Annotated in this window: 26 protein-coding genes and 1 tRNA gene; 17 read left to right on the top strand and 10 right to left on the bottom strand. The window is 43.5% G+C overall.

Annotated elements, in window-relative coordinates; genetic code table 11:
- Window positions 1-314: 314 nt before the first annotated feature.
- From NSS66_RS04150 to NSS66_RS04130, 5 genes are all read left to right on the top strand, one after another.
- Complete coding sequence (locus tag NSS66_RS04150) at window positions 315-812, top strand: hypothetical protein (protein ID WP_340958490.1); 498 nt, start codon at window positions 315-317, stop codon at window positions 810-812.
- A 261-nt stretch (window positions 813-1,073) separates the two neighbouring features.
- Window positions 1,074-1,250, top strand: coding sequence for a hypothetical protein (locus NSS66_RS04145; protein ID WP_211201789.1), 177 nt, complete (start codon window positions 1,074-1,076; stop codon window positions 1,248-1,250).
- A gap of 155 nt (window positions 1,251-1,405) precedes the next feature.
- Window positions 1,406-1,780 carry a hypothetical protein gene (locus tag NSS66_RS04140; RefSeq protein ID WP_068939989.1) on the top strand — a complete coding sequence of 125 codons (375 nt, stop codon included), beginning with the start codon at window positions 1,406-1,408 and terminating at the stop codon, window positions 1,778-1,780.
- Window positions 1,781-1,974: 194 nt separating this feature from the next.
- Window positions 1,975-2,184 (top strand): hypothetical protein, encoded by a 210-nt coding sequence (locus tag NSS66_RS04135; RefSeq protein WP_340958486.1) that lies wholly within the window; start codon window positions 1,975-1,977, stop codon window positions 2,182-2,184.
- Window positions 2,185-2,481: a hypothetical protein gene (locus NSS66_RS04130; RefSeq protein WP_023987740.1), complete on the top strand. Its 297-nt coding sequence runs from the start codon at window positions 2,185-2,187 to the stop codon at window positions 2,479-2,481.
- A 101-nt stretch (window positions 2,482-2,582) separates the two neighbouring features.
- Here the strand turns inward: NSS66_RS04130 and NSS66_RS04125 are convergent, their stop codons facing one another.
- Window positions 2,583-2,804 (bottom strand): helix-turn-helix domain-containing protein, encoded by a 222-nt coding sequence (locus tag NSS66_RS04125; protein ID WP_010349271.1) that lies wholly within the window; start codon window positions 2,802-2,804, stop codon window positions 2,583-2,585.
- A gap of 211 nt (window positions 2,805-3,015) precedes the next feature.
- Window positions 3,016-3,228 carry a helix-turn-helix domain-containing protein gene (locus NSS66_RS04120; RefSeq protein WP_023987741.1) on the bottom strand — a complete coding sequence of 71 codons (213 nt, stop codon included), beginning with the start codon at window positions 3,226-3,228 and terminating at the stop codon, window positions 3,016-3,018.
- Between the two features lie 284 nt (window positions 3,229-3,512).
- Between NSS66_RS04120 and NSS66_RS04115 the strand changes: the two genes are divergently transcribed.
- Window positions 3,513-3,917, top strand: coding sequence for a hypothetical protein (locus tag NSS66_RS04115; protein ID WP_023987742.1), 405 nt, complete (start codon window positions 3,513-3,515; stop codon window positions 3,915-3,917).
- 41 nt (window positions 3,918-3,958) lie between these two features.
- On the opposite strand, the gene NSS66_RS04110 is transcribed toward NSS66_RS04115, so the two are convergent.
- Window positions 3,959-4,264, bottom strand: coding sequence for a hypothetical protein (locus NSS66_RS04110; protein ID WP_023987743.1), 306 nt, complete (start codon window positions 4,262-4,264; stop codon window positions 3,959-3,961).
- A 165-nt stretch (window positions 4,265-4,429) separates the two neighbouring features.
- On the opposite strand from NSS66_RS04110, the gene NSS66_RS04105 reads away from it, so the two are divergent.
- Window positions 4,430-4,503 (top strand) — tRNA-Pro (locus NSS66_RS04105).
- Window positions 4,504-4,719: 216 nt separating this feature from the next.
- On the opposite strand, the gene NSS66_RS04100 is transcribed toward NSS66_RS04105, so the two are convergent.
- Entirely contained in the window at window positions 4,720-5,991 is a 1,272-nt protein-coding gene (locus NSS66_RS04100) for an MFS transporter (protein WP_023987744.1), read from the bottom strand.
- Between the two features lie 713 nt (window positions 5,992-6,704).
- Between NSS66_RS04100 and NSS66_RS04095 the strand changes: the two genes are divergently transcribed.
- The 3 genes from NSS66_RS04095 to NSS66_RS04085 all read left to right on the top strand — a co-directional run bounded on the left by NSS66_RS04095 (window position 6,705) and on the right by NSS66_RS04085 (window position 11,567).
- Window positions 6,705-9,596 (top strand): 2-oxoglutarate dehydrogenase E1 component, encoded by a 2,892-nt coding sequence (locus tag NSS66_RS04095; RefSeq protein WP_075153957.1) that lies wholly within the window; start codon window positions 6,705-6,707, stop codon window positions 9,594-9,596.
- A 5-nt stretch (window positions 9,597-9,601) separates the two neighbouring features.
- Complete coding sequence (odhB, locus tag NSS66_RS04090) at window positions 9,602-10,900, top strand: 2-oxoglutarate dehydrogenase complex dihydrolipoyllysine-residue succinyltransferase (protein WP_053324955.1); 1,299 nt, start codon at window positions 9,602-9,604, stop codon at window positions 10,898-10,900.
- 136 nt (window positions 10,901-11,036) lie between these two features.
- A complete protein-coding gene (locus NSS66_RS04085) occupies window positions 11,037-11,567 on the top strand; it encodes a YfiT family bacillithiol transferase (protein ID WP_023987747.1) in 531 nt (176 codons plus the stop codon).
- A gap of 96 nt (window positions 11,568-11,663) precedes the next feature.
- Here NSS66_RS04085 and NSS66_RS04080 read toward each other — a convergent pair whose 3' ends face one another.
- The 4 genes from NSS66_RS04080 to NSS66_RS04065 all read right to left on the bottom strand — a co-directional run bounded on the left by NSS66_RS04080 (window position 11,664) and on the right by NSS66_RS04065 (window position 15,376).
- Window positions 11,664-12,671, bottom strand: a complete 1,008-nt coding sequence (locus tag NSS66_RS04080; RefSeq protein WP_023987748.1) for an alpha/beta fold hydrolase — start codon at window positions 12,669-12,671, stop codon at window positions 11,664-11,666.
- A 25-nt stretch (window positions 12,672-12,696) separates the two neighbouring features.
- The gene (locus tag NSS66_RS04075; protein WP_023987749.1) at window positions 12,697-13,671 is read right to left on the bottom strand and encodes a type I phosphomannose isomerase catalytic subunit; all 975 of its coding nucleotides are present in this window, start codon (window positions 13,669-13,671) and stop codon (window positions 12,697-12,699) included.
- Between the two features lie 169 nt (window positions 13,672-13,840).
- On the bottom strand, window positions 13,841-14,422 hold the full coding sequence (locus NSS66_RS04070) for a class I SAM-dependent methyltransferase (RefSeq protein ID WP_340958484.1): 582 nt from the start codon (window positions 14,420-14,422) through the stop codon (window positions 13,841-13,843).
- Window positions 14,423-15,376 (bottom strand): TIGR01212 family radical SAM protein, encoded by a 954-nt coding sequence (locus NSS66_RS04065; protein WP_340958483.1) that lies wholly within the window; start codon window positions 15,374-15,376, stop codon window positions 14,423-14,425.
- 306 nt (window positions 15,377-15,682) lie between these two features.
- Between NSS66_RS04065 and NSS66_RS04060 the strand changes: the two genes are divergently transcribed.
- Together NSS66_RS04060 and trmB are read left to right on the top strand one after the other, a co-directional pair.
- Window positions 15,683-15,880 carry a hypothetical protein gene (locus NSS66_RS04060; protein ID WP_013309373.1) on the top strand — a complete coding sequence of 66 codons (198 nt, stop codon included), beginning with the start codon at window positions 15,683-15,685 and terminating at the stop codon, window positions 15,878-15,880.
- A gap of 104 nt (window positions 15,881-15,984) precedes the next feature.
- Window positions 15,985-16,698, top strand: a complete 714-nt coding sequence (trmB, locus tag NSS66_RS04055; RefSeq protein WP_023987752.1) for a tRNA (guanosine(46)-N7)-methyltransferase TrmB — start codon at window positions 15,985-15,987, stop codon at window positions 16,696-16,698.
- A 40-nt stretch (window positions 16,699-16,738) separates the two neighbouring features.
- Here the strand turns inward: trmB and NSS66_RS04050 are convergent, their stop codons facing one another.
- Window positions 16,739-17,872: an MGDG synthase family glycosyltransferase gene (locus NSS66_RS04050; protein ID WP_023987753.1), complete on the bottom strand. Its 1,134-nt coding sequence runs from the start codon at window positions 17,870-17,872 to the stop codon at window positions 16,739-16,741.
- Between the two features lie 51 nt (window positions 17,873-17,923).
- The gene (locus NSS66_RS04045) at window positions 17,924-18,451 is read right to left on the bottom strand and encodes a phosphatase PAP2 family protein (protein ID WP_013309376.1); all 528 of its coding nucleotides are present in this window, start codon (window positions 18,449-18,451) and stop codon (window positions 17,924-17,926) included.
- A 610-nt stretch (window positions 18,452-19,061) separates the two neighbouring features.
- On the opposite strand from NSS66_RS04045, the gene NSS66_RS04040 reads away from it, so the two are divergent.
- The 5 genes from NSS66_RS04040 to NSS66_RS04020 all read left to right on the top strand — a co-directional run bounded on the left by NSS66_RS04040 (window position 19,062) and on the right by NSS66_RS04020 (window position 23,155).
- Window positions 19,062-20,300, top strand: a complete 1,239-nt coding sequence (locus tag NSS66_RS04040; protein ID WP_023987754.1) for a glycosyltransferase family 2 protein — start codon at window positions 19,062-19,064, stop codon at window positions 20,298-20,300.
- Window positions 20,301-20,609: 309 nt separating this feature from the next.
- Complete coding sequence (gene infC / locus NSS66_RS04035; protein WP_013309378.1) at window positions 20,610-21,107, top strand: translation initiation factor IF-3; 498 nt, start codon at window positions 20,610-20,612, stop codon at window positions 21,105-21,107.
- Window positions 21,108-21,127: 20 nt separating this feature from the next.
- Entirely contained in the window at window positions 21,128-21,328 is a 201-nt protein-coding gene (gene rpmI / locus NSS66_RS04030) for a 50S ribosomal protein L35 (protein WP_013309379.1), read from the top strand.
- 52 nt (window positions 21,329-21,380) lie between these two features.
- Window positions 21,381-21,740, top strand: a complete 360-nt coding sequence (gene rplT / locus NSS66_RS04025; protein ID WP_007429517.1) for a 50S ribosomal protein L20 — start codon at window positions 21,381-21,383, stop codon at window positions 21,738-21,740.
- Between the two features lie 377 nt (window positions 21,741-22,117).
- Entirely contained in the window at window positions 22,118-23,155 is a 1,038-nt protein-coding gene (locus NSS66_RS04020; RefSeq protein ID WP_023987755.1) for a BMP family lipoprotein, read from the top strand.
- Window positions 23,156-23,284 lie beyond the last annotated feature (129 nt).

Raw genomic sequence — 23,284 nt, 5'->3', positions numbered from 1 at the left:
AGTCGTGATACCATTATTAAATCAGCAACAGCACTTAAGAAGGGTGGAGAGACTGTTGTGGGACATGCTCTACAAAAACATGCAGGGAGAAATCCCGATATCTGGGGCAAAGTTAAGGGTGGACCTGACCAAATAAACCAGTCTGCAAAAAAACATTTGGAGGGAATTATTGATGCTCCAGGAGATTTCGTTAAAGTTACAAATGACAGGGGGATTACATTTCTAGAAAAGAAACTGCCTGATGGCCGAGGAGTAAGACTCAATCAAGATGGGACATTTAAGGGGTTTATTGACCAATAAAAAGGAGTGGTAGATTGGAAAATTTTGAAATTATACTGGAAGACTTTCGAAAAGATGAGTTAGACAAACTAGTTTTTGAAGAACTTAAGATCAACTCGTCAGAAGTAAAGTCCTCACATTTCTTTGATAACAACAGTGGAGAAGATATTGAATTTCATCAAATCAAAAGTTTACGGGAGGTACTTTCACCTATTGGAACAGGAAATGCTTTTCTGAACCAAGTGGAAATAGGTTGTAACCTAAAAGATGTGATGATAATATTTTCTTTTGAAAAATATACTGGGGATATTATATTTAATTTTCCAGAAATTGAGTTATTTACTGGTGAGGTTTCTGAAGTGAAGTTGAAAGCCGAGAAAATAGTGAAATTTTTTGTGGATTTAAAAGATAAATACAATATTCCGAAAATAAGAATCGGTTTCGAACCTGCATCGGATGATGATAGTTGTCTAGTGGAGATAGGTCCAGATAAAGTTAATCTAGAGAGTATCTTAAAGAAAATATTAATTTAGTTTTCAGAACCTTAAGAGATGTTCTCTTAAGGTTTCTTTTTGTTTGGTGGGATACCCAATGTCGATAGTAAAACGTTACGCTTTCTTTTATTACCAAGTTAAGATCACAAAATCAGGATGCTTACTCATATGGTGCCAGCGAAAATCGTTTTACACGTATGTGAAAATAATCCGTTGATATCTAAGTGGACATAAAGTAAGTGAGATTGAACTAAACACTTATCTTGAAATTACTACAAACGAAGGTGAAAATTCTTAAGTTTGGTGGAGATCAGAAGTATTATTAAAAAAGCCACAAGTTTAATTAAATCAGAACCAAGGTTGGTAAAAGCAGCTCAACAAATGGGGGGAAATCCAGCAATTCAAATAGAAGCAGATGAATTTGTGGCAAAATTCCTTAAAGGAAATATTAATCCGGGAAAAGAACGAGAAATTTAACAAGAGATATTAATTATTTAAGGGGGAAAAAGGAGCAAGAGTATTTTTTAAAATGAATAATGGCCAAATGAACATTTTGACTAAGTTTAATAAGGCTAACGAACAAACAGTTATAGATATCATTTATAAAGTTTACGGTAAATGAGGAGGTCCAAATGAGAGTGAGAAAAATTGTATATCCAACTCCACTATCTCAAATAGCAGATATTGAGGATGATAATATAGATGTATTTATTGAACTTGAAGATGGGACCAATATTTCTGTAGTTGTGTGTACCCCAAAAAATCTAATTAGTTATATGACCAAAGAGAATATTGATTTTATTCCTGCATCACCACCAGATATTATTGTGAAACTATTAACAGAAGAAATTATTGAACAAGCTATTGAAAATTATGCTCAAGAAGATGCTTTCTGGCTAAAGTTGTTTTTTGTAGCTGGCGTTGATAAAACAGTCATAGATTTAGACAGAATTAATTTGTGCCTTAAAGAAATGAAAAGAATAAATCAGGAACTCATGAACGATTAAAAATTAATATTATAGTTATTTTGACCACATGGATTAACTCTGTGTGGTTTTTCTTTTCTATAGGTTTAAGAGGAGTTGATACTGTATCGACTGTACAAGTTTATGCAGGATGAAAAAAGGATTAAAAGGTAAAAATGTATAAATTAACTATAAAATAACGAAACCACCCTTTTGATATGAAAGAATACTCTGAAATGAGTAAAAACGAAGCTAAAGAACATTTTAATTGGTTTAAACAACAAATACCTTCGCGTTTAGAGCAACTTGGCGCATTTTCACAGATACATCTGGATTACAGTGATCGTTCGCTCATAGATATTTGGGAATGGTATTTAAGAAATGTACAGATTCAAAACAAAAGTACGTCAGAATTAGAAGAGGAGTATTCAGAGACTGAAGAATGATTGAAGAGCTATATATGTGAGAATAAACTCGACACAAAATCCCAAGCTTTTACACTGGATATTGCCATTTATCTAGGTGAGGTTGTAAAAAGTAATCACAGTGGGTTGGATTGGGGAGTTGTTTTTAAACCCAAGTCGTATGTTAGCCTTAATCGCCCTGTTATCACTGGTTTGACTAAGCAAAAAGATATGGATGTGATCATGATTTTATCGAATAAAATGTTTGCAGTATTAAAGGGACAACGTAACCCTAATGCTTTATTTGACATTTATCATACATGGAAAGAGTTTATTTGAAATCGTCGATAGGAAGGGATTACGATGATCGAAATCAATTGAATGGGAAGATCAGTAAAAAATTTGAATATTATATAAAGAACAAAGAGCCGTTAAGCATGTTAGCGGCTCTCTTCGTCGTCTTCTGGCAAGTATTCGATCAGTTCACCAGGGAGTACACCAAGGGTTCTACAAAGTGTATTCAAGGTTGGAAAGTCAATTCGGGCGTTTGCGTTGGAGGCCAAAGCTTTAACCGTATTCCTATTAATTCCCGTAATAGAAACAATATCTTTCTGTTCTAGTCCACGGTCTTTCATAATTTTATCAAGAGAAAATCTAATCACAACAATTCCTCCAAAAAGTAATCAAGTAAACTAGTTGACATGTATGAAACATAAGTGTATATTTGTAATCAAGTAATCTAGTTAACAAGATTATAAGTAAACTAAGTTGATGCCTTCATAGTATCAAAATGCTTTAAATTTAGCAACAGTCACTATTTTGATAATCCTAAAACAATTAATGCGAGAGGAGGGGAAAATAAACGGAAGGGATCTAGTCTGTATCATCCTCTACATACTCGATAACATCTTGAACATGGCAGTCTAGAGCTTTACAGATTTTATCTAGCGTATCAAATTTCACACCGTCTGTTTCTTCGTTGTAAAGTTTGGTGATTCCGTTTCTATGTAATCCAGTCATGCGGGAAAGCTCGGCAATATTTATTCGTTTTTCGCCCATAATACGGGAAAGATGAATCTTTATCATATTTTCCTCCAGCTAAATGCATTCTATAGTGTTAAAAAGCAACATCAAAGTATTGACAATAAACACTGTTCGATGTATTCTGAAAACAACAAAAATAACACTGTAATGTGCATTTGGTTTATTGAAATGTTATTTGTGAACGTCGTAGTAATATGCTTATCGTACCAAAACGTTTTACAATTAGCAATTAATTATCGTTCAACCACCTAGTTTGAAAAACTACCTGTAGAAGAAAGTATATTGGCAAATAAGAAACTTTGAACAAAGGAATGGAGCGAGGATGTATGACAGAATGGGTAATGGGATTGGAACGGGTATCCATGGTTCAGGGGCCATATGATTTACCTCATATGTATGAGATATGCGAGGGGATTCTGTATGACCATCAATATTTCTTTTACCTCGAAAATGACATACTGTGTTTGCGCCATGTGAAGAAGGTGGAGCAATCATATCATACGCATCTTTTCCTGGATGGAGAGAGCGGAGGCTTGCAACTGGCAGAGGGTGTACAAGGGGAAGTTATGCAAGTTGTCACGGAGATCATCGAACGCTTACGCGCTAAGGATGGACTGACATTTTTATTCGATGAACTGCTGTGGCTACATGGGAGGGGCCCCATTGAATTAAACCTTTTCAATAAGAAGGATGAAGTGACCCCGAGTGGCAGACAACTTGCTACGAAATAAATGATTCTTATGCTCTATATCATGGAACTTGTAGAAAAAAATTATGATTTCAGTGAATGTACCAGTTGTTGACTGATAAAAATGAGCGGATACCGAATCAATATGGTCAATTCCACCACAACAGCATCACCAGAGGGAGTAAATCCAAAATCACCTCCCAATAATATGTTTTGCTGCTGCTTTGATGAAGGAAATTCCGGTTCATCCAAGCCATAATGTTCTTTGAATCTCTCTTTCGTTTCATGATCTATGACAAGGTTATCCTGTGCAAAGGTATAGCACATAGGAACACTTAACTGTATTAAAAGAAGTAATGCAACGGGTATAAGCACTTTTTTGCTTTGCATGGTTAGCTCCTAAGATCTCTGTCTTTGACCTCTTAACTTTTGTATCTACCATAATGAAAACAACTTAAAAATGCAACGGAAGAATGAGAAAATAATCCCTTTACAGGATTTTATGACCAGAATATAATGGTAAATAACAGCATCGATCTACATACACTGAGTTATCGGGGTATAGCGCAGTCAGGTAGCGCGCACCCTTGGGGTGGGTGAGGTCGTGGGTTCGAATCCCGCTACTCCGATTTTTATCAAAATGTCCTGCTGATGCAGCTAATGCGTCTGCCGGGCGTTTTTTTTTGAATATTACATATCCTATCGGTCTATGTCTCTACTGGGTTGTGACGAGCTAGTCGTATGCAACGAATGTATGAAGCCACCTCTGCACTGGATTCGGAGGCAGAAGTGGCAACTCAACAATCCCTGGCGGAATGGTCTGCTGTTTGACTTTTTTAATTTGACTATAAAGATTCCTGAAGGGCTTTAGAAGAAGTGCTGTAATCAGCATAACGGGGAAGCACAATAGTGTAGTATATTCCTACAATAACGGTACAGACCCCAACTAATAAAAACAAGAGCTCAATTGGAATAAATGAAGGGAAGCTTACAGCAATGAAACCTAATGTAAGAGACTGGGACAGCATCATTAACGGATTAATCAAACCTTGCACTCGTCCCATCATTTGAGGATCTACAATACGAGGAAGCCATCCTCCTATACCAATGTTAATGAACGGAAGTATCAGTGCAATGACAAAGTTGATAATCAGAAAAGCATAGAGGTGGTTAACAAATCCAAGTGTGCACATACCTATTCCGGCTACCAGAACTCCCGCTGCAATCATTTGGTGTAGCTTTAGCTTGGCGGAGATGAGAGATGCGATTAGGGTACCAAGCAACACACCAGCTCCAAAAATAATACCTGTCCATACCATATACTGCTCATAGTTGTCTGGAGCTAGCTTATATTTAAGAATAAACATCGGTAAAACGCTAAAACCACCATTTAAAATACCAAACATGAAAAAGCCTGAAACCAACCAAAGCAATAGTCTGTTGCGTAATATGTAAAGAAACCCTTGTTTAAAATCGATCATGACAAGTTTGAATTTTAATTGTTTAAATTGATGTGCCCCGTTCGGAAGGCGTACTTCCTTTGGAATTTTGCAGGAACGAATAAGCAATGCAGACACAATAAAAGAAACAGCATCAATCAGGATGGCTCCAGTAATTCCAAAGTGCCAGTAAACGACGGCCCCTAGAGTTCCTCCAAATAACATGAAAAGACTCCCCATCATTTGATTGAGGCCTGCGGCAATGGTGTAATCATCTTCGTTTAATATCCCCTGTATAATGGCACTTTCGGCTGGAAAGAAAAATTTGGAGGCAGCACTACGGATGAAGAGGAGGGCAAATATCAAAGGAATCGAATCGATCCAAATAAAAATAAGCAAACATAAGGATAAAAAAGCGCTGATCCAGTCACAATTAACAGCAATTTTTTGTCGGTCCATCCGATCTGCTAGCACTCCAACCACGAGAAATACTACCAGCATCGGGAGCGAATACATTAACTCGGCAAGCGTTGCATAGTATGGCTGATTGGTAAACCGTTTCAACAAATAAAACATGAATGCAGTAACCCCGATAATTCCTCCCATTTGTGAGGCGAAGGTTGCCAGAAAAAACCTGACATAATTCTTGTTTCTGAGTACTTGTTTTAATCCAGTCACAGTTCCATCCCTTTCGCTTTTAAAGCGGTTTTTAGATGCCTAATTAAAATAATAGTGAAAAGTAGGAATATTGTACAGAAAAGTGACTTTAATGTCACTTTAAGTTTGAATTTGCATCGTATCGGACCCTCTACCTTTTAAATTCTGCTGTTAACGTAATCATATTGGGGTGGACTGGGAAGTTGTTTTCAAAATGGTTTGGCGTAGTATGAGGAGCAACATAAACTTAAATAACCAGCCGTCGGTTGATATCTGACGGCTGGTTATTTAAGTTGCTAGGTGTTTGAGTCTGACTCACAAATGGGTGTCAGTCTTCAATCTTAATGAAGCTAAATCCTCGCCATTTGTAGCGATTACTTTTTTATTTTTTATACCAGTCAAAGCTTTTCTTCTTTTTGTGGAATGGCCTCTTTTAATTGTCCGATATGTTGTCTGAAATAATCAATACGGTAATCGTCTATAATGAGGGTGTAAGAATTACAGAATAGCCCGATTCATCTCATTTACGCATGGATATGTTGAGAAAAAGGAAATGCTCATAGCTAGAAAACTTTATACAATGGAAGAGGAATAAGAATTGTGAAATTCGACTTTTGATGAAGGATTTCATATAATGTGAGCATATTGTGAACAACTTAAATTGAAGACTTAATAAAAAAATGAAAATGATTTCCGTCCAGCTATGAATTTCAAAATTTGACGGAGGGAACGAGATGACAATGGAAGAGAGCAGCAGACAGGTACCTTGGCAGGCGTATTACGGACCTAATCTAGGTTATGTGCAGGACCAGTATGAAAAGTATGTAGCGGACCCCGGAACAGTTGATCCGGCTTACCGCGAGCTGTTTGATCAATGGGGTGAGCCGCCACAATCCGAATACTCGGCTGCTTCCATGATAGACAACAAATTGCAAGGCCCCCCCACAAGTGCTTTGGGGCACCTTGATTCGAACACATTGCAGAAAGCGGTTACAGCGGGGAAAATGGTGTGGAATATCCGTGAATACGGACATTTAGCCGCCCAAATCGATCCGCTGGAACTGGATGCAGAGCAGGATACACGCCTGCTTAATCCAGCATCTTACGGTTTAACTGAACAAGACTTAAAGGCTTTTCCAGCCTCTTTAATATGGGATAACGCTCCTGCGGGAACACTTAACGGATGGGAAGCCATTCAACGGTTACGTGTAGCATACACAGGTCCGATTGCCTATGAATTTAGTCATATTCATAACGAGGAGGAACGCCGCTGGCTGAACAGCTATGCAGAATCCGGCTGGTCCTCCAAGCCACTCACAACACAGGAACGCAAGTCGTTGCTGGGCAGATTGGTAGAAGTAGAACAGTTCGAAGAGTTTTTGCATAAAACATTCGTCGGACAGAAACGTTTTTCGATTGAGGGTAATGATGTGCTTGTCCCTGTACTCGACGAGATTATTCGTCTAACCACAAATGCAGGAGCAAGTCATGTCCTGATGGGTATGGCGCATCGCGGCCGTTTGAATGTACTGGCACATGTGCTGGGCAAGCCTTACAGTAAAATTTTCTCTGAATTTCATCATTCGCCGAATAAAGATTTGATCCCGTCGGAAGGTTCCACAGGAATTAACTACGGCTGGACTGGCGATGTGAAATATCATCTGGGTGCTGATCGTTTTGTAAAAGATGGGGGAGCGGTGCAGGCCCGTCTGACATTGGCGAATAACCCAAGTCACCTGGAATATGTGAATCCAGTGGTACAAGGATTTTCACGAGCTGCACAGGAAGACCGCAGTGAGGCTGGTTATCCGAAGCTGGATGTGAGCAAGGCAGCTACAATTATTATGCACGGTGATGCGGCTTTCCCAGGTGAAGGTATCGTGGCAGAATCACTTAATTTCACTAATTTGCGTGGCTTCCGTAATGGCGGCACGGTCCATATTATTGTGAATAATCGTCTGGGTTTTACAACGGAAAGTGTCGATTCCCGTTCGACCCGTTATGCCAGTGATCTGGCTAAAGGCTATGAAATTCCAATTGTGCATGTGAACGCGGATAATCCCGAAGCTTGTATTGCAGCTGCTCGTATGGCTGGCGAATACCGCAATCGTTTCAAGAAGGATTTTCTGATTGATCTGATTGGTTACCGTCGTTATGGTCACAATGAATCCGATGACCCGGAAACAACACAACCGCTGGTATATCGTAAGGTGAAGAATCATCCGACGGTGAGCAAATTGTATGCTCAAAAACTGATGAAGCAGGGAATTGTGGATGAAGCGTTTAGTGCTGGCCTTATTGAAAAGGTCCAAACCAGACTGAAGGAAGCGCATGAGCATGTGAAGAATCAACCGGAACAAGAGCCGGAAATGACTCCTGTGAAGGCGAAAAAGAATCAGAGTTCTATGGTACGTACTGCAGTGGAATTGAAAAAGCTGCGCCAAATCAATGAAAACTTGCTCAAATGGCCACAGGCTTTTCATGTATATCCGAAGCTGGATCGAATTTTACAGCGTAGAAAAACCGCTCTGAACGAGGGAGAAAAGGTAGATTGGAGCTTGGCGGAGACGCTGGCTTTGGCCACCATTCTCGCAGACGGCAAGCCTATTCGTATGACAGGTCAGGATGCGGAGCGAGCTACATTTGCTCACCGTAACCTCGTGCTGCATGAGCCTGAAACAGGCCGTACACATTGCCCGTTGCATACTTTGCCGGAAGCACGTGCTTCGTTCAGTATTCATAACAGTCCATTGTCTGAGGCATCTGTCCTCGGCTTTGAATACGGCTATAACGTGTATTCTCCTGAAACGTTAGTGATTTGGGAAGCGCAATTCGGCGATTTTGCCAACTGTGCACAGGTTATTTTTGACCAATTCATTTCTGCGGGCCGTGCTAAATGGAGACAGAAATCGAGTCTGGTGATGCTGTTACCGCATGGTAGCGAAGGACAAGGACCAGAGCACACGAGCGCACGTCTGGAGCGTTTTCTCCAGTTGTCCGCACAAAATAACTGGACTGTCGCTAATTTGAGCAGTGCCTCTCAGTATTTCCATCTGCTGCGCCGTCAGGCTGCATTAAGCGAAAGTGAGGAAGCCCGTCCACTTGTGATGATGTCGCCGAAGAGCCTGATTCGTAATAATCGTGTCGCTTCGCCTGCTTCTGAATTCAGCGAAGGAGCGTTCCGTCCTGTGTTGGAACAGCCTGGTCTGGGGGCACGTCCGGATCGTGTAGAGCGCATTGTACTGTGCAGTGGCAAGATTGCCATTGATCTCGAAGAAGCATTGGAAAAGGATAAGAATGAGGCAGAAGAGCGTCTGCATATTATTCGTGTGGAGCAGCTATACCCTTTCCCGGAAGAGGAAATTCGGAATATTTTCGGCCGCTTCCCGCATGTTAAGGAGTTCGTATGGGCTCAGGAAGAACCTAAAAATATGGGGGCTTGGAGTTACATTGAACCTCGTCTGCGGAATGTAGTGCCACAGGGAGCGGAAATTCGTTACGCAGGCAGACCAGATCGTTCAAGCCCGGCCAGCGGTTATCAGCAAGTACACAGCCTAGAACAACAGCGAATTATTCAATCGGCGTTGAAGCAGGATTCCAAAAACAATATTACACTTGGGAGGTAGCGGCTGTGAGCGATATTATAGTGCCAGCAATGGGAGAATCCATCACGGAAGGAACAATCTCCAAATGGCTTGTGAAGGAAGGGGATTCCGTAGGACAGGGAGATGTTCTACTGGAGCTGGAAACCGATAAGGTCAATCTGGAAATTAGTGCGGAAGAAGCAGGTGTGGTCCAGAAAATCCTTCGTCAGGAGGGAGATACTGTGGTCATCGGTGAAGCTGTTGGCTTGATCGGAAGCGGCAGTGGTGATGCGGAATCAACCGGTGCTGGAGAAGTTGCAGCGACTCAAGCGCCTGAAGCACCGTCCGTAGCGACTTCACCGTCTTCCGTAGGAGGCGGCGTTAAAGCAGAAGAAAAGTCTGCACCGCCTATTTCATCGAATGGCGACGGGAATGGCCAGACGGCATCACCATCCGCCCGGAAGTTGGCGCGTGAGCGCGGGATTGATCTTGAACAGGTACAGGGAAAGGACCCGCTCGGACGTGTTTTCCAGGAGGACGTAAAAACGCATAACAGCGCTGAAGTGTCACGTGCAGCATCTGTACCTACGTCTCCCGCTACTAGCAAGCCTGCGCCTCCGTCTCCAGCACAAACGGAGTACAGCAAGCCTGTGGAACGCCAGCGGATGTCTCGACGCAGAGCGACGATCGCTAAGCGTCTTGTTGAAGCACAGCAAACAGCTGCCATGCTCACCACTTTTAATGAAGTGGATATGACCGCCATTCTCGATGTGCGTAAACGCCGTAAAGATAAGTTTAAGGAAAAACATGATGTAGGTTTGGGCTTTATGTCCTTCTTTACAAAGGCAGTGGTTGGTGCACTCAAGCGCTTCCCTACCGTGAATGCAGAGATTAATGGCGATGATATCGTACTGAAAAAATACTATGATATCGGGATCGCTGTATCTGCCAAGGAAGGTTTGGTCGTGCCAGTTGTGCGGGATGCCGATCGTCTTGGCTTTGCTGAGATCGAGAAGAGCATTGCAGATTTGGCTGGCAAAGCTCGCTCCAATTCACTTTCTCTGGCCGACTTGCAAGGGGGAACTTTTACTATAACCAATGGAGGTATTTTCGGTTCCCTGCTGTCTACGCCAATTCTCAATACGCCGCAAGTGGGTATTTTGGGAATGCATAAAATCCAACTTCGCCCGATTGCCATCGACGAGGAACGCATGGAAAATCGTCCGATGATGTATATCGCGTTGTCCTACGATCACCGGATTATTGATGGTAGTGAGGCGGTTCGTTTCCTGGTAACGGTTAAAGAATTGCTGGAAGATCCGGAATCATTGTTACTGGAAGGATAAAATAAAGGTAAGTGGATCTTCTCTTTACGTGTATGACAAAAGCAGACTCTTGCGAGTCTGCTTTTTTTCCTGCATAGTTATAACATAAGGCAACTGATATGACAGGCAGTAGATGTAGAGAAGGGCGGGAACTGTTTTGGGCAAAGACTTGCGCTATCCGATAGGATCATTCGTTGTTCCAGATACCATTACAGAAGAACAGCTTATCGCATGGATTCACGATATTGCTGAATTGCCTGCACAACTACGTCAGGCGGTCGAAGGACTGAATGAGCAGCAGCTAAATACGCCTTATCGCGAAGGGGGCTGGACGATTCGGCAGGTAGTTCATCATGTGGCAGACAGCCATATGAACAGCTATATCCGTTTTAAGCTGGCACTGACGGAGGATACACCCACGATCAAGCCATATGATGAGGGGCGTTGGGCCGAAATACCAGACGCCAGGGAGCTTCCACTGGAACCTTCGTTGCAATTGCTAGAAGGACTGCATGAACGGTGGGTGACCGTGTTGCGATCGTTGGGAGAAGATCAGCTACATCGATCGTTTATTCATCCTGAATCGGGCCAGACGATCCGCCTGGAACGAAACATCGGCATCTATGCCTGGCATGGCAAACATCATACAGCTCATATTACTTCCTTGAGAGAACGAAATGCATGGTGATTTTTAAAACTATACCCAAATGAAATATAAAGGAATTAAAAAGAAACCTTCAATCCCACTTTGATCGTGGTTTTAAAGGTTTCTTTTCTTATTTCCTCACAAGGCTGATGACTTGGGCGAGTTTGATTGTTCAGGTGCCTCGAAGGCTCCAGACAATGCGGAAACAGAGGTCACCCCTGTGTTAACATGACGGTCGAGCCAGTCTACGATGTCACTCATCACCTCGTCGCGGTTTGTTTCATGCAGCATCTCATGGCGACCGTCAGGATAGAGGCGATACTCCATGTCCTGAAGCTCTAGGCTTCGATACATTTCCACTAGTGACAACACACCTTTACCGAACAAACCCACTGGATCACGATCCCCGGCAAAAATATAAACTGGCAGTTTGGGATTGATGTGTTTCAGCGAGGAAGGCCAGTGGATTTCTTGCAATAGCCTGAAAAAATCCAGAAAAAAGCCTGTCGTGCAAATAGCTCCACATAATGGGTCATGTACGAACTGATCTACTTCCTCAGGATCACGGGACAGCCAGTCAAACGCCGTACGCACTGGACGAAAGGCGCGGTTAAAGCCGCCAAAGACCATAGCGTTGAGCAGCATGCTGCGATGATCCATTCCTTGCAGCTTGGCTTGCAGTAGAGCAACTTGCTCTCCGAGCTTTAGGAGACCACGTCGTCCGTTGGTTCCCGATAAAATAAACCCGTGATACGTTTGCCTATCATCATACATAATTTTCTGGGTTAAAAAGGACCCCATGCTGTGACCCAGCAAAAAACGAGACTGATCAGGGAATTCCTTAGCCGCAATTTCGCCTAGCTCCAGCATGCCGTTTGCCATTCGATTAAACGCATTAGCTCCCGGCATACCCAGCTTATCAGGATCACCAGCCGTGCGCCCGTGACCGATATGATCGTTGGCATACACACCATAACCGCAACCAGTAAGCTTTTCGGCCAGTCGAATGTAGCGATAGGATGTCTCGCACATACCATGCGAAATTTGAACAATCCCCTTAATGGGCAAATTCTGATCAGGCAGCCAGCGGTAGGCAAAAAGCTCTGTTCCGTCATTTTCAGCGATGGTGAAGGTGTATTCCCGCATAATTAGACATCACATCCTTTAAGCTTTAAGGAAGATAAGATCTAAGTACGGTCATTCCGTCATTCAGCGTGTAACCGCTCAGGTTAGCAGGCAACAGGAAGCAATCTCCAGCTTTACAGGAAAGAGACTCGGTATTATTGTTCCATGTTATGGTCCCACTGCCTTCACAAATCACGAGAATGGTGAAGCTGTCTTCCGTTGTAGAAAGTGCCCAACTTCCATCTACGATACCCTTTTCCACAACAAAATACTCACAGGCAGCCAGCTGGAGCCATTTTCCAGGCTGTAAGCCGTCCGTTTTCATCGTTGTTGCACCTGCACCCTCGTAGGAGGTTACATTGAGGGAATCCTCGATATGCAACTCACGAGGCTTGCCGTCTAGTCCGGGGCGATTGTAGTCATATAAGCGATAGGTAGTATCCGAATTTTGCTGGATTTCAGCAACGACAACGCCTGCACACAGTGCATGTACGGTTCCGGCGGGAATGAAGAACGTATCGCCTGCTTCGACTGGAACCTGGCGCAAACTTCCGAGGATGTCCCCACTTTCAAGAGCTGTGCGCAGACTCTCGCGAGTTACACCTTCGGTCAGACCATAAATAATCTTGGCATCTGGCTTGGCATCAAGCACGTACCACATTTCAGTTTTCCCTAATTCTCCGGCTGGAAGTCCTGCGTAATCATCTGTCGGATGCACCTGAACGGATAAGTCATCATTACAATCCAGTAGTTTGATCAAAAGTGGAAATCGTCCGCCTTTTTCCGATACACCCTTGGCCCCGAGCCAATCCTGCCCGTAGGTCTCGCGGATTTCATCCAGTCCTTTGCCTGCCAGCTCACCATTGATGACCGTTGTTGTTCCGTTTGGATGATCGGCAATCATCCATCCTTCCCCGATATGTCCTTCTGGTGGGGTTAGACCAAATTGCTCTAAGGCCCGTCCTCCCCAAACTCTCTCTTTGAACTCAGGTTGAAATTGCAGCGGGTATGGCTTTAGCATAATTTCTCTCCTCCATAATGAGTAATGAGTGCGACCTAACAGAATAGGGAAATCAATAACGTGCCGCTGGGGCAATAAACTGGGATGAATAGCGCCCAAACGAGCTTGAAAAATGATATATGTAAGGCGGCTAAAAAAGCCGCTCATAACCTGAGTTTAAAATCCGACATTATTTCTTTTCAACCGCCACTACGTAAGGCGAAGCGGCTCGTTGTAATTGACGATAAATAATGCTTTGACCGCTGGAGACTGGGAGAGCAGAAGCCCATTGAAGAACGGCATCTGCTTCTTCAATGCCTCCAGCGTGCCCTGGATAGAGTACGGCAGTCAGAATGCCGCGTGGTCGCAGCAATTGTAAGGCAGCATCAAGTGCGACGAGCGTACTGTCTGTATGGGTGATGACAGTAGGATCGGCGCCTTCGGAAGGCAAGTAGCCGAGGTTAAACATGACCGCAGCGACTTTGCCATGCAGCATGTCTGGAACGGCCTTCCGCATTTGCTCGTGACCTTGTAGCAGTAGCGATACTTCTGCTAATGAAGGCGAAGCGTTTTCTTCCAGTCGACGACGGGCGCAATGCAGTGCTTCTTGCTGGATGTCGAAGCCATAGACACGGCCCCGTTTGCCAGCAGCTTTTGCCAGAAACAACGTATCTGCTCCTGTGCCGACGGTGGCGTCTATAGCAGTATCACCTGGCTGCACCCGCGCAGCCACCAATTGATGAGCGTAGCTCAGGACGGATAGGAACCCCATTTAAGGTTGCCTCCAGTATTTTCCCTGCCACGTTTCACGTGACTTCAGTTCATGATCGATGGCATTAAGCACTTCCCATTTTTTAAGCGACCACAGGGGTCCCACTAGCAAATCGCGTGGGGCATCTCCGGTTAACCGATGAACGATCATTTCGGGAGGTAAAATCTCCAGCGTATCAACTATCAGCTTAACGTATTCGTCCTTTTCCAGAAAGCGTAGCAATCCCGCTTCATACTGCTTGACCATGGGCGTTTTGCGCATGAGATGCAGCAGGTGGATTTTGATGCCCTGCACATCCATAGCCGCTACTGCACGTCCCGTATCGAGCATCATTTCATGCGTCTCTTGGGGCAGACCATAAATAATGTGGGCGCACACGCGGATATTCCGCTTGCGCAGCTTTTCCACCGCATCCAGATAGCATTGAGTATCATGAGCACGGTTAATCAGCTCTGAGGTCGATTCATGGACAGTTTGCAGACCCATTTCAACCCACAGGTACGTGCGTTCGTTTAGCTCGGCAAGGTAATCCACTACATCGTCAGGCAGGCAATCAGGACGTGTAGCGATGGACAGACCGACAACGCCTGGCTGCTCCAGAATAACCTCAAAGTATTCTCGCAGTTCCTCAACGGGAGCATACGTATTAGTGTAGGCTTGGAAATAGCCAATATATTTGGCGTTTGGCCATTTTAGATGCTGCCGATCCCGAATCGTATTGAACTGGGTGACCAGATCATCACGACGACGCCCAGCAAAATCACCCGATCCGCGTGCGCTACAAAAGGTGCAACCCCCTTTAGCGATGGAACCATCGCGATTCGGACAGGTAAAACCCGCATCCAACATGACTTTGAACACTTTATTTTGAAATTGCTCACGCATTTCGTAATTCCAAGTATGGAACCGTTTATCTCCCCACAGGAGAGGAGCAGGCAATAAATCTGTTTTCATGGGTGTACTCCTTTTTTTACGATCACCCTATTGTAACAAAAATCAGTCTTCATTGGGAATCATTTGACCGAACAAGTCAATAAAATGTGCGGATTTTATGGCGTTGCGGATTGAAAAAGGTTACACAATGTGTTATATTGTAAGCGGTACCAGACATACAATAAAAGGACTGTTTTCGATCCTGAAGATAAAAGTTATCCGTTGCTAATGATTATTCTTCAGGGAGGCAGCTATGCTGTTTCTATCGCCTGTTTTAGGGTAAGTGCACGTCGGTTCCATCACAAATAACCCGTGAGGTGATCTTTTATGAATGCGCAGGATAAGACGCGTATGGATAAAGTTACTGTTGAGTTAACCTTTGATGAGGCGTTGGCATTGACTGGTGTCCGTTTTGGGCAGGATCGTCAGATTGGAACGACCGCACGTCAAAAAATCAGAGCGGCTTGCCAAAAGACAATTGATTTTTCACCTGCTGATGGGGTAGACTATGAACAATTAAATTAGTTGGACCCCAATCCAAATATATTGAAAAAGGAATTTCATTTCCGTATCTTCAAGCGGGGGTGAAATTCCTTTTTCCTTGATAACAGAGTATATGGAGGAGTAACATGCGTTTACGCGGAAGAAAAGGAATACGGGAAAGTCTGGAAGAACAGCAGGATCTAGTCATCTTGGAGCCGGCACAGTATAAGGGGAAATGGCAGCAGGTTTTTGGTAATGATCGTCCCATTCATGTGGAATTCGGTATGGGTAAAGGGCAATTTATAAGCCAAATGAGCTTCCGGAATCCGGAGGTTAACTATATTGGCTTTGATATGTATGATGAGCTGGTTCGCCGTGCAACAGAAAAGTCTCGTCTGGCCTGGAGTAATTCAGAGGTTGATACGCCGCCTAATATCAAATTGGCACTGGCAAACATTGAACAGATCGAGAATGTTTTTGAACCAGGAGAGATTGAACGCATTTATCTGAATTTTAGTGATCCCTGGCCTAAAGCCAAGCATGCACGTCGTCGTTTGACGCATCCGCGTTTTTTGGACAAGTACCGTCAGCTTTTGAACAGCAAAGGACAAATTCATTTTAAGACCGATTCGGAGACACTGTTTGAGTTTTCTCTGAATTCGTTTGCCGATAGCGGTTTGCAGATGACGAATATTTCGTTAAACCTTCATCGTGAGGGGATCAACGAAGAGCATGTCATGACGGAATATGAACAAAAGTTCATGGGCAAAGGTATGAATATTCATCGAGTCGAGGTGCTGATCGGCAAAGATGCTTTGGAAGAGTACGGAAAAACACGTCTCGAAAAGTATGGGAAATAAAAACAGATCAAACGGATAAAATAAGACAGGGTGCTTCCTTTTAGGAAAGCACCCTGTTCGGTTCCAGTATATCCAGAATACTCTGTGCGCTCTGAAGAGGATAATATCGCGCTACATTATGGACGTGCTCCTGTCGCTTGCGGACGATTTCTGGAAAATCGTGTAGCAGTCGGTTCATCCATTTAACGACAACATCCAGCGAAGTAATCGGTTCTCCGAAGCCTTGAGCCGTAAAGTATTGACAATTTTCCTCCTCCTGTCCAGGGAGAGGTTTGTGAAACAGCATCGGAATCCCTTTGGCCAATCCCTCGGTGCATGTCATTCCGCCGGGTTTGGTGATGAGCAGATTCGATACCTCCATTAATTTGTCGATTTCCCGTGTAAATCCGAAGATATGAATATTTGGATGATTAAACCTAGGATCCAATTGCATTTTACGACGAATTTTATCATTATGCCCCAAACAAAAAATAAATTGAATGTTTTCTCTCCACTGAGTAAGCGAACGATGTATGACTTCGTCATTCATAAGGCCCCAGCCGCCACCCATAACGAGTACGGTCGGGATGGGTTTAAGTCCAAATTGTTCTCTAATTTCATCGTGCCCAGGATGTTCCCAAAAATTTGGATGAACGGGAATGCCGGTCACCTGGATTTTCGAGACGGGTACTCCGCGCGCGCGCAGCTTACGCATGACTTCAGGCGTAGATACAAAGTACCGGTCAACCTCGGGACTAATCCATGTTCCATGTGCATCGTAGTCTGTAATGACAGTACAAAGCGGAACATGTAAACCTAAGCGCTTCAAACGTGAAATTACCGCGCTTGGGATGGGGTGAGTACATACCACCAAATCGGGACGAAGCTGCCGGAGAATGTTTCGGGTCTGCGTGTAGAACAGACGGTGCAAAGCGAGCGTTGTAAGACGGTTTAATGATTTTTTGTACTGATGACGGTAAACCAATCCGACTAGGCGAGGCTGCGATACAACAGTCTTCTTGTATGCTGTAATAATAAGCGGGGCCATTCTTGGATTCAAAAAACTCCCCAGCTCCAGCACTCTTGTCTGCACATTCGGAGAAAGCTTCCGCAAACTGCTTGAGAGCGCGTAGGCAGCTTGAGTATGTCCGGCACCGAAACCTTCCGATAATAATAACACTCGTTTTTTAGCCACTCTCATTTCACCTGTTCCTGCTGGGATGTTCTCAATCATACCATATCGGCTTTAAGGCCAGAATGCAACCGTTCCTATTGCTGCAGACGTTCCGATGACCGCTCCTGCGAGTACATCCGTTGGGTAGTGGAGACCCAGATAAATCCGAGAAAAACCTACAATTGTCGCTACAGGCAACAGCAACAGTGTTAGCATCGGTGACTGTAGCATAAAAGGCACGGTAGCTGAAAAAATAGCGGTCGTGTGCCCTGAGGGAAAAGAATGGTCCGACAAGGGGTTGCGGAATGTATTTGTACCTGGTAGCGCCAAATACGGGCGAATCCGCGGATACAGCCTTTTAACGATAGCTACGGGGATGTGACTGACCCCGAGAGCGATGGCTCCCTTCATACCGGAATCTTTCCACGGATTCGGAGCGAGCCACCAAATAAGGAGTGTGGAGGCTATAGTAAAGGTAGCCCCACCTAAATGTGTGAGATAATAAAGCCAGAAGTTCAAAAAACGGTTGTGTAAGCGTCCGTTGATCCATTTGAACAACTGCTGCTCCAGATTTACAAGTTTTACGACTAGACGTTGCATTTGGTTTCCTCCGGTTGCCGGTTCAGGTCAGTCGGCAAATATTTTGAGTCATTTTGACATAATCAGACCATAAGTAATTATTCTCTTGCTCTCATCATATTTTTAAACGCTGTTCATTTCAAGAATCACTAAAGATTCATAAATTACTTGGTTCAATTCTACACAAAAATGTTAATGGAATATAAGCCGAATTGTATAACTTTCTTTGCGTTCATCCGTCTAATAAGATAGAGTGTTTAGAAGTGGTTGCTAATTGGCCCACAAAAAGGAGGGACCAAAGAAATAAAAAGTTAGCAAATGGATGAAAATAAGACCTAAGCGTCATGAATGAGAAGCCCAGCGCCGCATTCCCGGTTCAAACGGGAGTTTGTTGTGTTTTTTTGCTGCTGAGACCAGTTTAAGGGCTTTGACAAAAGATTGAAAACCAACGAAAATCGTAATGGCATTCCTGTGTCAGCCAAAAGGGGGCTGCGCACAGCCAATGAAGAAAGCAAGGGTCGGGTCAAAAACTACAGAAAAGGCGCGCAAAGCGCCGCAACTTGCGCTACACAGATAGAAAACAAACAAACGCAAGATTTTAAGGGGTATAAAAAGGGGGTAACAAGAGATCATGTTAGACGCTATTTTCGTGACGCTCCAGATCATTCTGGCGGTGATCGCAGTCTATCAGTTTGCATTCTCCTTGTTCGGATTGGTTCGCAAGAAAAGGAAAGAGCACGCGGCTCCAGAAAAATCATTTGCCATTTTAGTCGCTGCCCACAATGAAGAACAGGTTGTCGGAGCATTGATGGAAAATTTGAAGCAACTTGATTATCCGAAGGAACTTTACGATGTGTTCGTAATCTGTGATAACTGTACAGATAAGACTGCGGACATCGTTCGCGCTCACGGCATGAATGCTTGTGAACGTACGAATCCGAATCTGCGTGGTAAAGGCTACGCTATTGAGTGGATGCTCAAGGAATTATGGGCTATGCCGCGCCAATATGATGCTATTGTCATGTTTGATGCTGACAATTTGGCGCATACTAATTTCTTGAGTGAAATGAACAATGATCTGTGTACAGGTGCCCGTGTTATTCAGGGGTACATTGATACTAAGAATCCTGAGGATTCTTGGATTACAGCGGCATACGGGGTATCTTATTGGTACATCAACCGTTTGTGGCAGCTGTCACGTCACAATCTGAACATGGCTAATTTCCTCGGTGGTACAGGCATGTGCTTTGAAACAAATCTGCTTAAGGAAATGGGCTGGGGTGCGACAAGTCTGGTAGAGGATTTGGAATTCACCATGCGCTGCACACAGTGCAACGTATATCCAAGATTTAATTACGATGCCAAGGTATATGATGAAAAGCCGTTGACATTCAAGGCCTCGTCAAGACAGCGTCTGCGCTGGATGCAAGGTCACTTCACTGTTGCTCGTCGTTATTTCTTCCCGTTGCTGTGGCAAAGTATCAAGCATAGAAGCCTGATTAAATTCGATATGGCTCTTTATGGTCTGAACGTGTATATCGTACTGCTCACCTTCTTGATGACAGTAGCGATGTGGATAGATATCGCCTTCTTTGGTGGACCTAATATCGAGAACATCTATGTACAGTTACCAGCTTGGACTGGTGTTATAGCTATTGGTCTGAATGTTGCTACTTTTGTGATCGCAATGATTTTGGAAAAGGTCACATTCAAAAAAGTATATCTGTACTTATTGCTGTTCCCGATCTATGCGATTTCGTGGTATCCGATTACGGTCTATGCGTTCTTTACACAGAACAATAAGCAATGGAGCCATACCCAGCATACGCGTGTCGTTCGCTTGGAAGAGGTTCAAAGTAAGCAAGGTTAATTGGACGGTGAAATAGGACTGAAGATCGGTGTCATTCATTTTTCATTAAAGGGTTGACACCACGATTGCACCGTGATAAGATATTCGAGTATGTTAATTGAAAAGATGGATTAACAAGTAGAAGGTCCGACTTCTCACCTGCCCGGTATTGCCGGCTGGTCATGATCCAATGATTTGTGAATTGAACTTTCATGATGAATTGAGTATCAGACAGGGATGTCGGCTGTGTAGTCGTCATCCCTTTTTTGTGCTTAAACACAATACAACAATAACAGGTTCTGGAGGTGGAGGGTTATTAGTAAGGAACATATGATCAATGATGAGATTCGGGTGAGAGAAGTACGTCTAGTTGGTGCGAATGGGGAACAAATCGGGATTACACCGACGCGTGAAGCTTTGCAAATGGCGATTGATGCAAACTTGGATCTCGTGAACGTGGCGCCTCAAGCGAAGCCGCCCGTGTGTCGGATTATGGATTACGGAAAATTCCGCTATGAGCAACAGAAGAAAGAAAAGGAAGCCCGTAAAAACCAGAAGATCGTTGACATCAAAGAGGTATGGTTCCGTTCCAACATCGAGGAACATGACTACCAAACCAAGTTTCGCAATGTGGTGAAGTTCCTGAATGAAGGGGACAAGGTGAAATGCTCCGTTCGTTTCCGCGGTCGTGAAATTACTCATGCTAATGTGGGTCAAAAAATTCTCGAACGTGTGAAATTGGAAGTTGCTGATCTTTGTACCGTGGAGCGCCAACCCAAGCTCGAAGGACGCAGCATGATTATGATATTGGCTCCAAAGAGTCAATGACAAATTAAGGAGGAAGTTCAATGCCTAAAATGAAAACACATAGCAGCCTTAAAGGCCGCTTCAAAATTACCGGTACTGGTAAAGTAATGCGTTACAAAGCTTACAAAAACCATTTGCTTTCCCACAAATCCAAACGTGCAAAACGCGTTCTGGGTACTAACCCTGAGATGGCACCTGGGGACGTTAAACGTCTGAAACAAGGTCTTGCTAACCTGAAATAGCACTAGCACTGCAATGAATGAAGTATAAACATTATTTGGGAGGTCTATTGATATGGCAAGAGTAAAGGGCGGATTCGTCGTTCGTCGTCGTCATAAAAAAGTATTGAAGCTTGCTAAAGGTTATTTTGGTTCCAAACACCGCATTTTTAAAACAGCTAACGAGCAGGTAATGAAATCGCTTGTTTACGCATACCGTGACCGTCGTCAGACGAAACGTAACTTCCGCAGACTGTGGATCGTGCGTATCAACGCAGCAGCTCGTTTGAACGGTTTGTCTTACAGCAAATTGATGCACGGCCTGAAATTGGCTGGTGTGGACATTAACCGCAAAATCTTGGCTGATCTTGCAGTCAATGATATTAATGCATTCAACTCTTTGGCAACTGTTGCTAAAGGCAAAATCAACGCTTAATTATTAATAATGAAGCGTGGAAACCGCGAAAGTGGTAAAAAGGTATCCCAAGCAGTACGCTGTGTAGGGATGCCTTTTTTTGTACATACTCAATGTTATGGTAAAGACTTCGTTTTCTCCAAAATACGAATAAATATGACGTGAGATGGAAGAATGTATGTTTTTTTTAACTTTGTAGCGCTTACATTGATGGAACTTTAAAAAAAATTGACCCAAGGTTATTAATTGTCTAGATTTTAGCCGATCATAATTGTATAATCTCTAAAGTAAGTCTTCTGTACGATCTGTCTCGTCAGTAAATGACATGCATGAGCATGTACATGTTCAAAGAAAAGAGACAGTCCAGGGATCTAACACTAAGGGGGAACAGTATCAGCATGAAGAAAATGTTCAGTATGTCTTTGGTTATGCTGCTGGCGATCTCGGTCATTCTCGCAGGCTGCGGTAACAAAAATCAAGGTGCGTCCAACGCAAATGGTGGAGACACAGGTGGTTCTGCCAAAACATCGAATGTCCAAATTGGCATGGTTACAGATGTGGGTGGAGTAAACGACAAATCGTTTAACCAATCTGCTTGGGAGGCACTACAAGCCACTGAGAAAGAATCAGGCGCTAAAGTTAAATACCTGCAAAGTAAATCCGATCAAGATTATATTCCTAACCTGAACCAATTTGTTAAGGGTGATTTTAACTTGACTTGGGGAATCGGTTTTAATCTGGCGAATGCGATTGGACAAGTAGCGAAAGACAACCCAAGCAAAAACTTGGCGATCATTGACAGTGTCGTGGATGCGCCTAACGTGAAATCGGTTGTTTTTGCTGAAAATGAAGGTTCCTTCTTGGTGGGGGTTGTAGCTGGTAAACTTACCAAAACAAACAAAATTGGTTTTGTGGGTGGACAAGACAGTCCGTTGATCAAACGTTTTGAAAAAGGATTCGAAGCAGGAATTAAAGCTGTAAATCCAAATGCAAAATTGGAAGTTAACTACACAGGTGCATTTGATAAGCCGGACCTGGGTAAAGCAGCAGCTGCGACGATCTATAACAGCGGTGCGGATATTATTTTCCATGCAGCTGGCGGATCTGGTACAGGTGTATTTAACGAAGCACTCGCACGTAAGCAACAAGGGCAGCAAGTATGGGTTATTGGCGTAGATAAAGACCAATCGCTTGAGTTTGGTGACGACGTAACATTGACTTCGATGGTAAAACGTGTAGATGAAGCTGTAAAACGCGTATCTAAAGAAGTGATTGACGGTAAATTTAAGGGCGGTGTCGAGACACTGGCTCTGAAGGATAATGGTATTGGTTTGGCAGACACATCAACGAAAAACGTACCTAAAGACGTGCTTGATCTTGTAGAACAATACAAGCAAAAAATCATTAAGGGCGAAATTACAGTTCCTTCGAAATAAGTTTGGCTTGAAGAACATATAGGTGGCGACAAGGCTGGTTCATAAGACTAGCCTTGTTCTTACGTCTGGAGTTATATGGATTATAACGGGCAAAATCAGCTCATTGGAGCACATACTATAAAGTGTATA

Source organism: Paenibacillus sp. FSL R10-2748 (genome assembly GCF_038005565.1).
Classification (GTDB): Bacteria; Bacillota; Bacilli; order Paenibacillales; family Paenibacillaceae; genus Paenibacillus; species Paenibacillus polymyxa_B.
Note: the sequence above shows the minus strand (reverse complement) of the source record. Positions and strands in the feature narration are given on the sequence as shown.

Excerpts from the sequence above, each read along its gene's own strand:
- NSS66_RS04135 (WP_340958486.1), top strand. The coding sequence starts at position 1,975 with ATGAGTAAAAACGAAGCTAAAGAACATTTTAATTGGTTTAAACAACAA.
- NSS66_RS04095 (WP_075153957.1), top strand. The coding sequence starts at position 6,705 with ATGACAATGGAAGAGAGCAGCAGACAGGTACCTTGGCAGGCGTATTAC.
- NSS66_RS04045 (WP_013309376.1), bottom strand. The coding sequence starts at position 18,451 with ATGCAACGTCTAGTCGTAAAACTTGTAAATCTGGAGCAGCAGTTGTTC.
- NSS66_RS04065 (WP_340958483.1), bottom strand. The coding sequence starts at position 15,376 with ATGAAAACAGATTTATTGCCTGCTCCTCTCCTGTGGGGAGATAAACGG.
- NSS66_RS04140 (WP_068939989.1), top strand. The coding sequence starts at position 1,406 with ATGAGAGTGAGAAAAATTGTATATCCAACTCCACTATCTCAAATAGCA.
- trmB (WP_023987752.1), top strand. The coding sequence starts at position 15,985 with ATGCGTTTACGCGGAAGAAAAGGAATACGGGAAAGTCTGGAAGAACAG.
- rplT (WP_007429517.1), top strand. The coding sequence starts at position 21,381 with ATGGCAAGAGTAAAGGGCGGATTCGTCGTTCGTCGTCGTCATAAAAAA.
- NSS66_RS04070 (WP_340958484.1), bottom strand. The coding sequence starts at position 14,422 with ATGGGGTTCCTATCCGTCCTGAGCTACGCTCATCAATTGGTGGCTGCG.
- NSS66_RS04120 (WP_023987741.1), bottom strand. The coding sequence starts at position 3,228 with ATGATAAAGATTCATCTTTCCCGTATTATGGGCGAAAAACGAATAAAT.
- NSS66_RS04080 (WP_023987748.1), bottom strand. The coding sequence starts at position 12,671 with ATGCGGGAATACACCTTCACCATCGCTGAAAATGACGGAACAGAGCTT.
- infC (WP_013309378.1), top strand. The coding sequence starts at position 20,610 with ATGATCAATGATGAGATTCGGGTGAGAGAAGTACGTCTAGTTGGTGCG.
- NSS66_RS04040 (WP_023987754.1), top strand. The coding sequence starts at position 19,062 with ATGTTAGACGCTATTTTCGTGACGCTCCAGATCATTCTGGCGGTGATC.
- NSS66_RS04020 (WP_023987755.1), top strand. The coding sequence starts at position 22,118 with ATGAAGAAAATGTTCAGTATGTCTTTGGTTATGCTGCTGGCGATCTCG.
- NSS66_RS04060 (WP_013309373.1), top strand. The coding sequence starts at position 15,683 with ATGAATGCGCAGGATAAGACGCGTATGGATAAAGTTACTGTTGAGTTA.
- NSS66_RS04110 (WP_023987743.1), bottom strand. The coding sequence starts at position 4,264 with ATGCAAAGCAAAAAAGTGCTTATACCCGTTGCATTACTTCTTTTAATA.
- NSS66_RS04075 (WP_023987749.1), bottom strand. The coding sequence starts at position 13,671 with ATGCTAAAGCCATACCCGCTGCAATTTCAACCTGAGTTCAAAGAGAGA.
- rpmI (WP_013309379.1), top strand. The coding sequence starts at position 21,128 with ATGCCTAAAATGAAAACACATAGCAGCCTTAAAGGCCGCTTCAAAATT.
- NSS66_RS04115 (WP_023987742.1), top strand. The coding sequence starts at position 3,513 with ATGACAGAATGGGTAATGGGATTGGAACGGGTATCCATGGTTCAGGGG.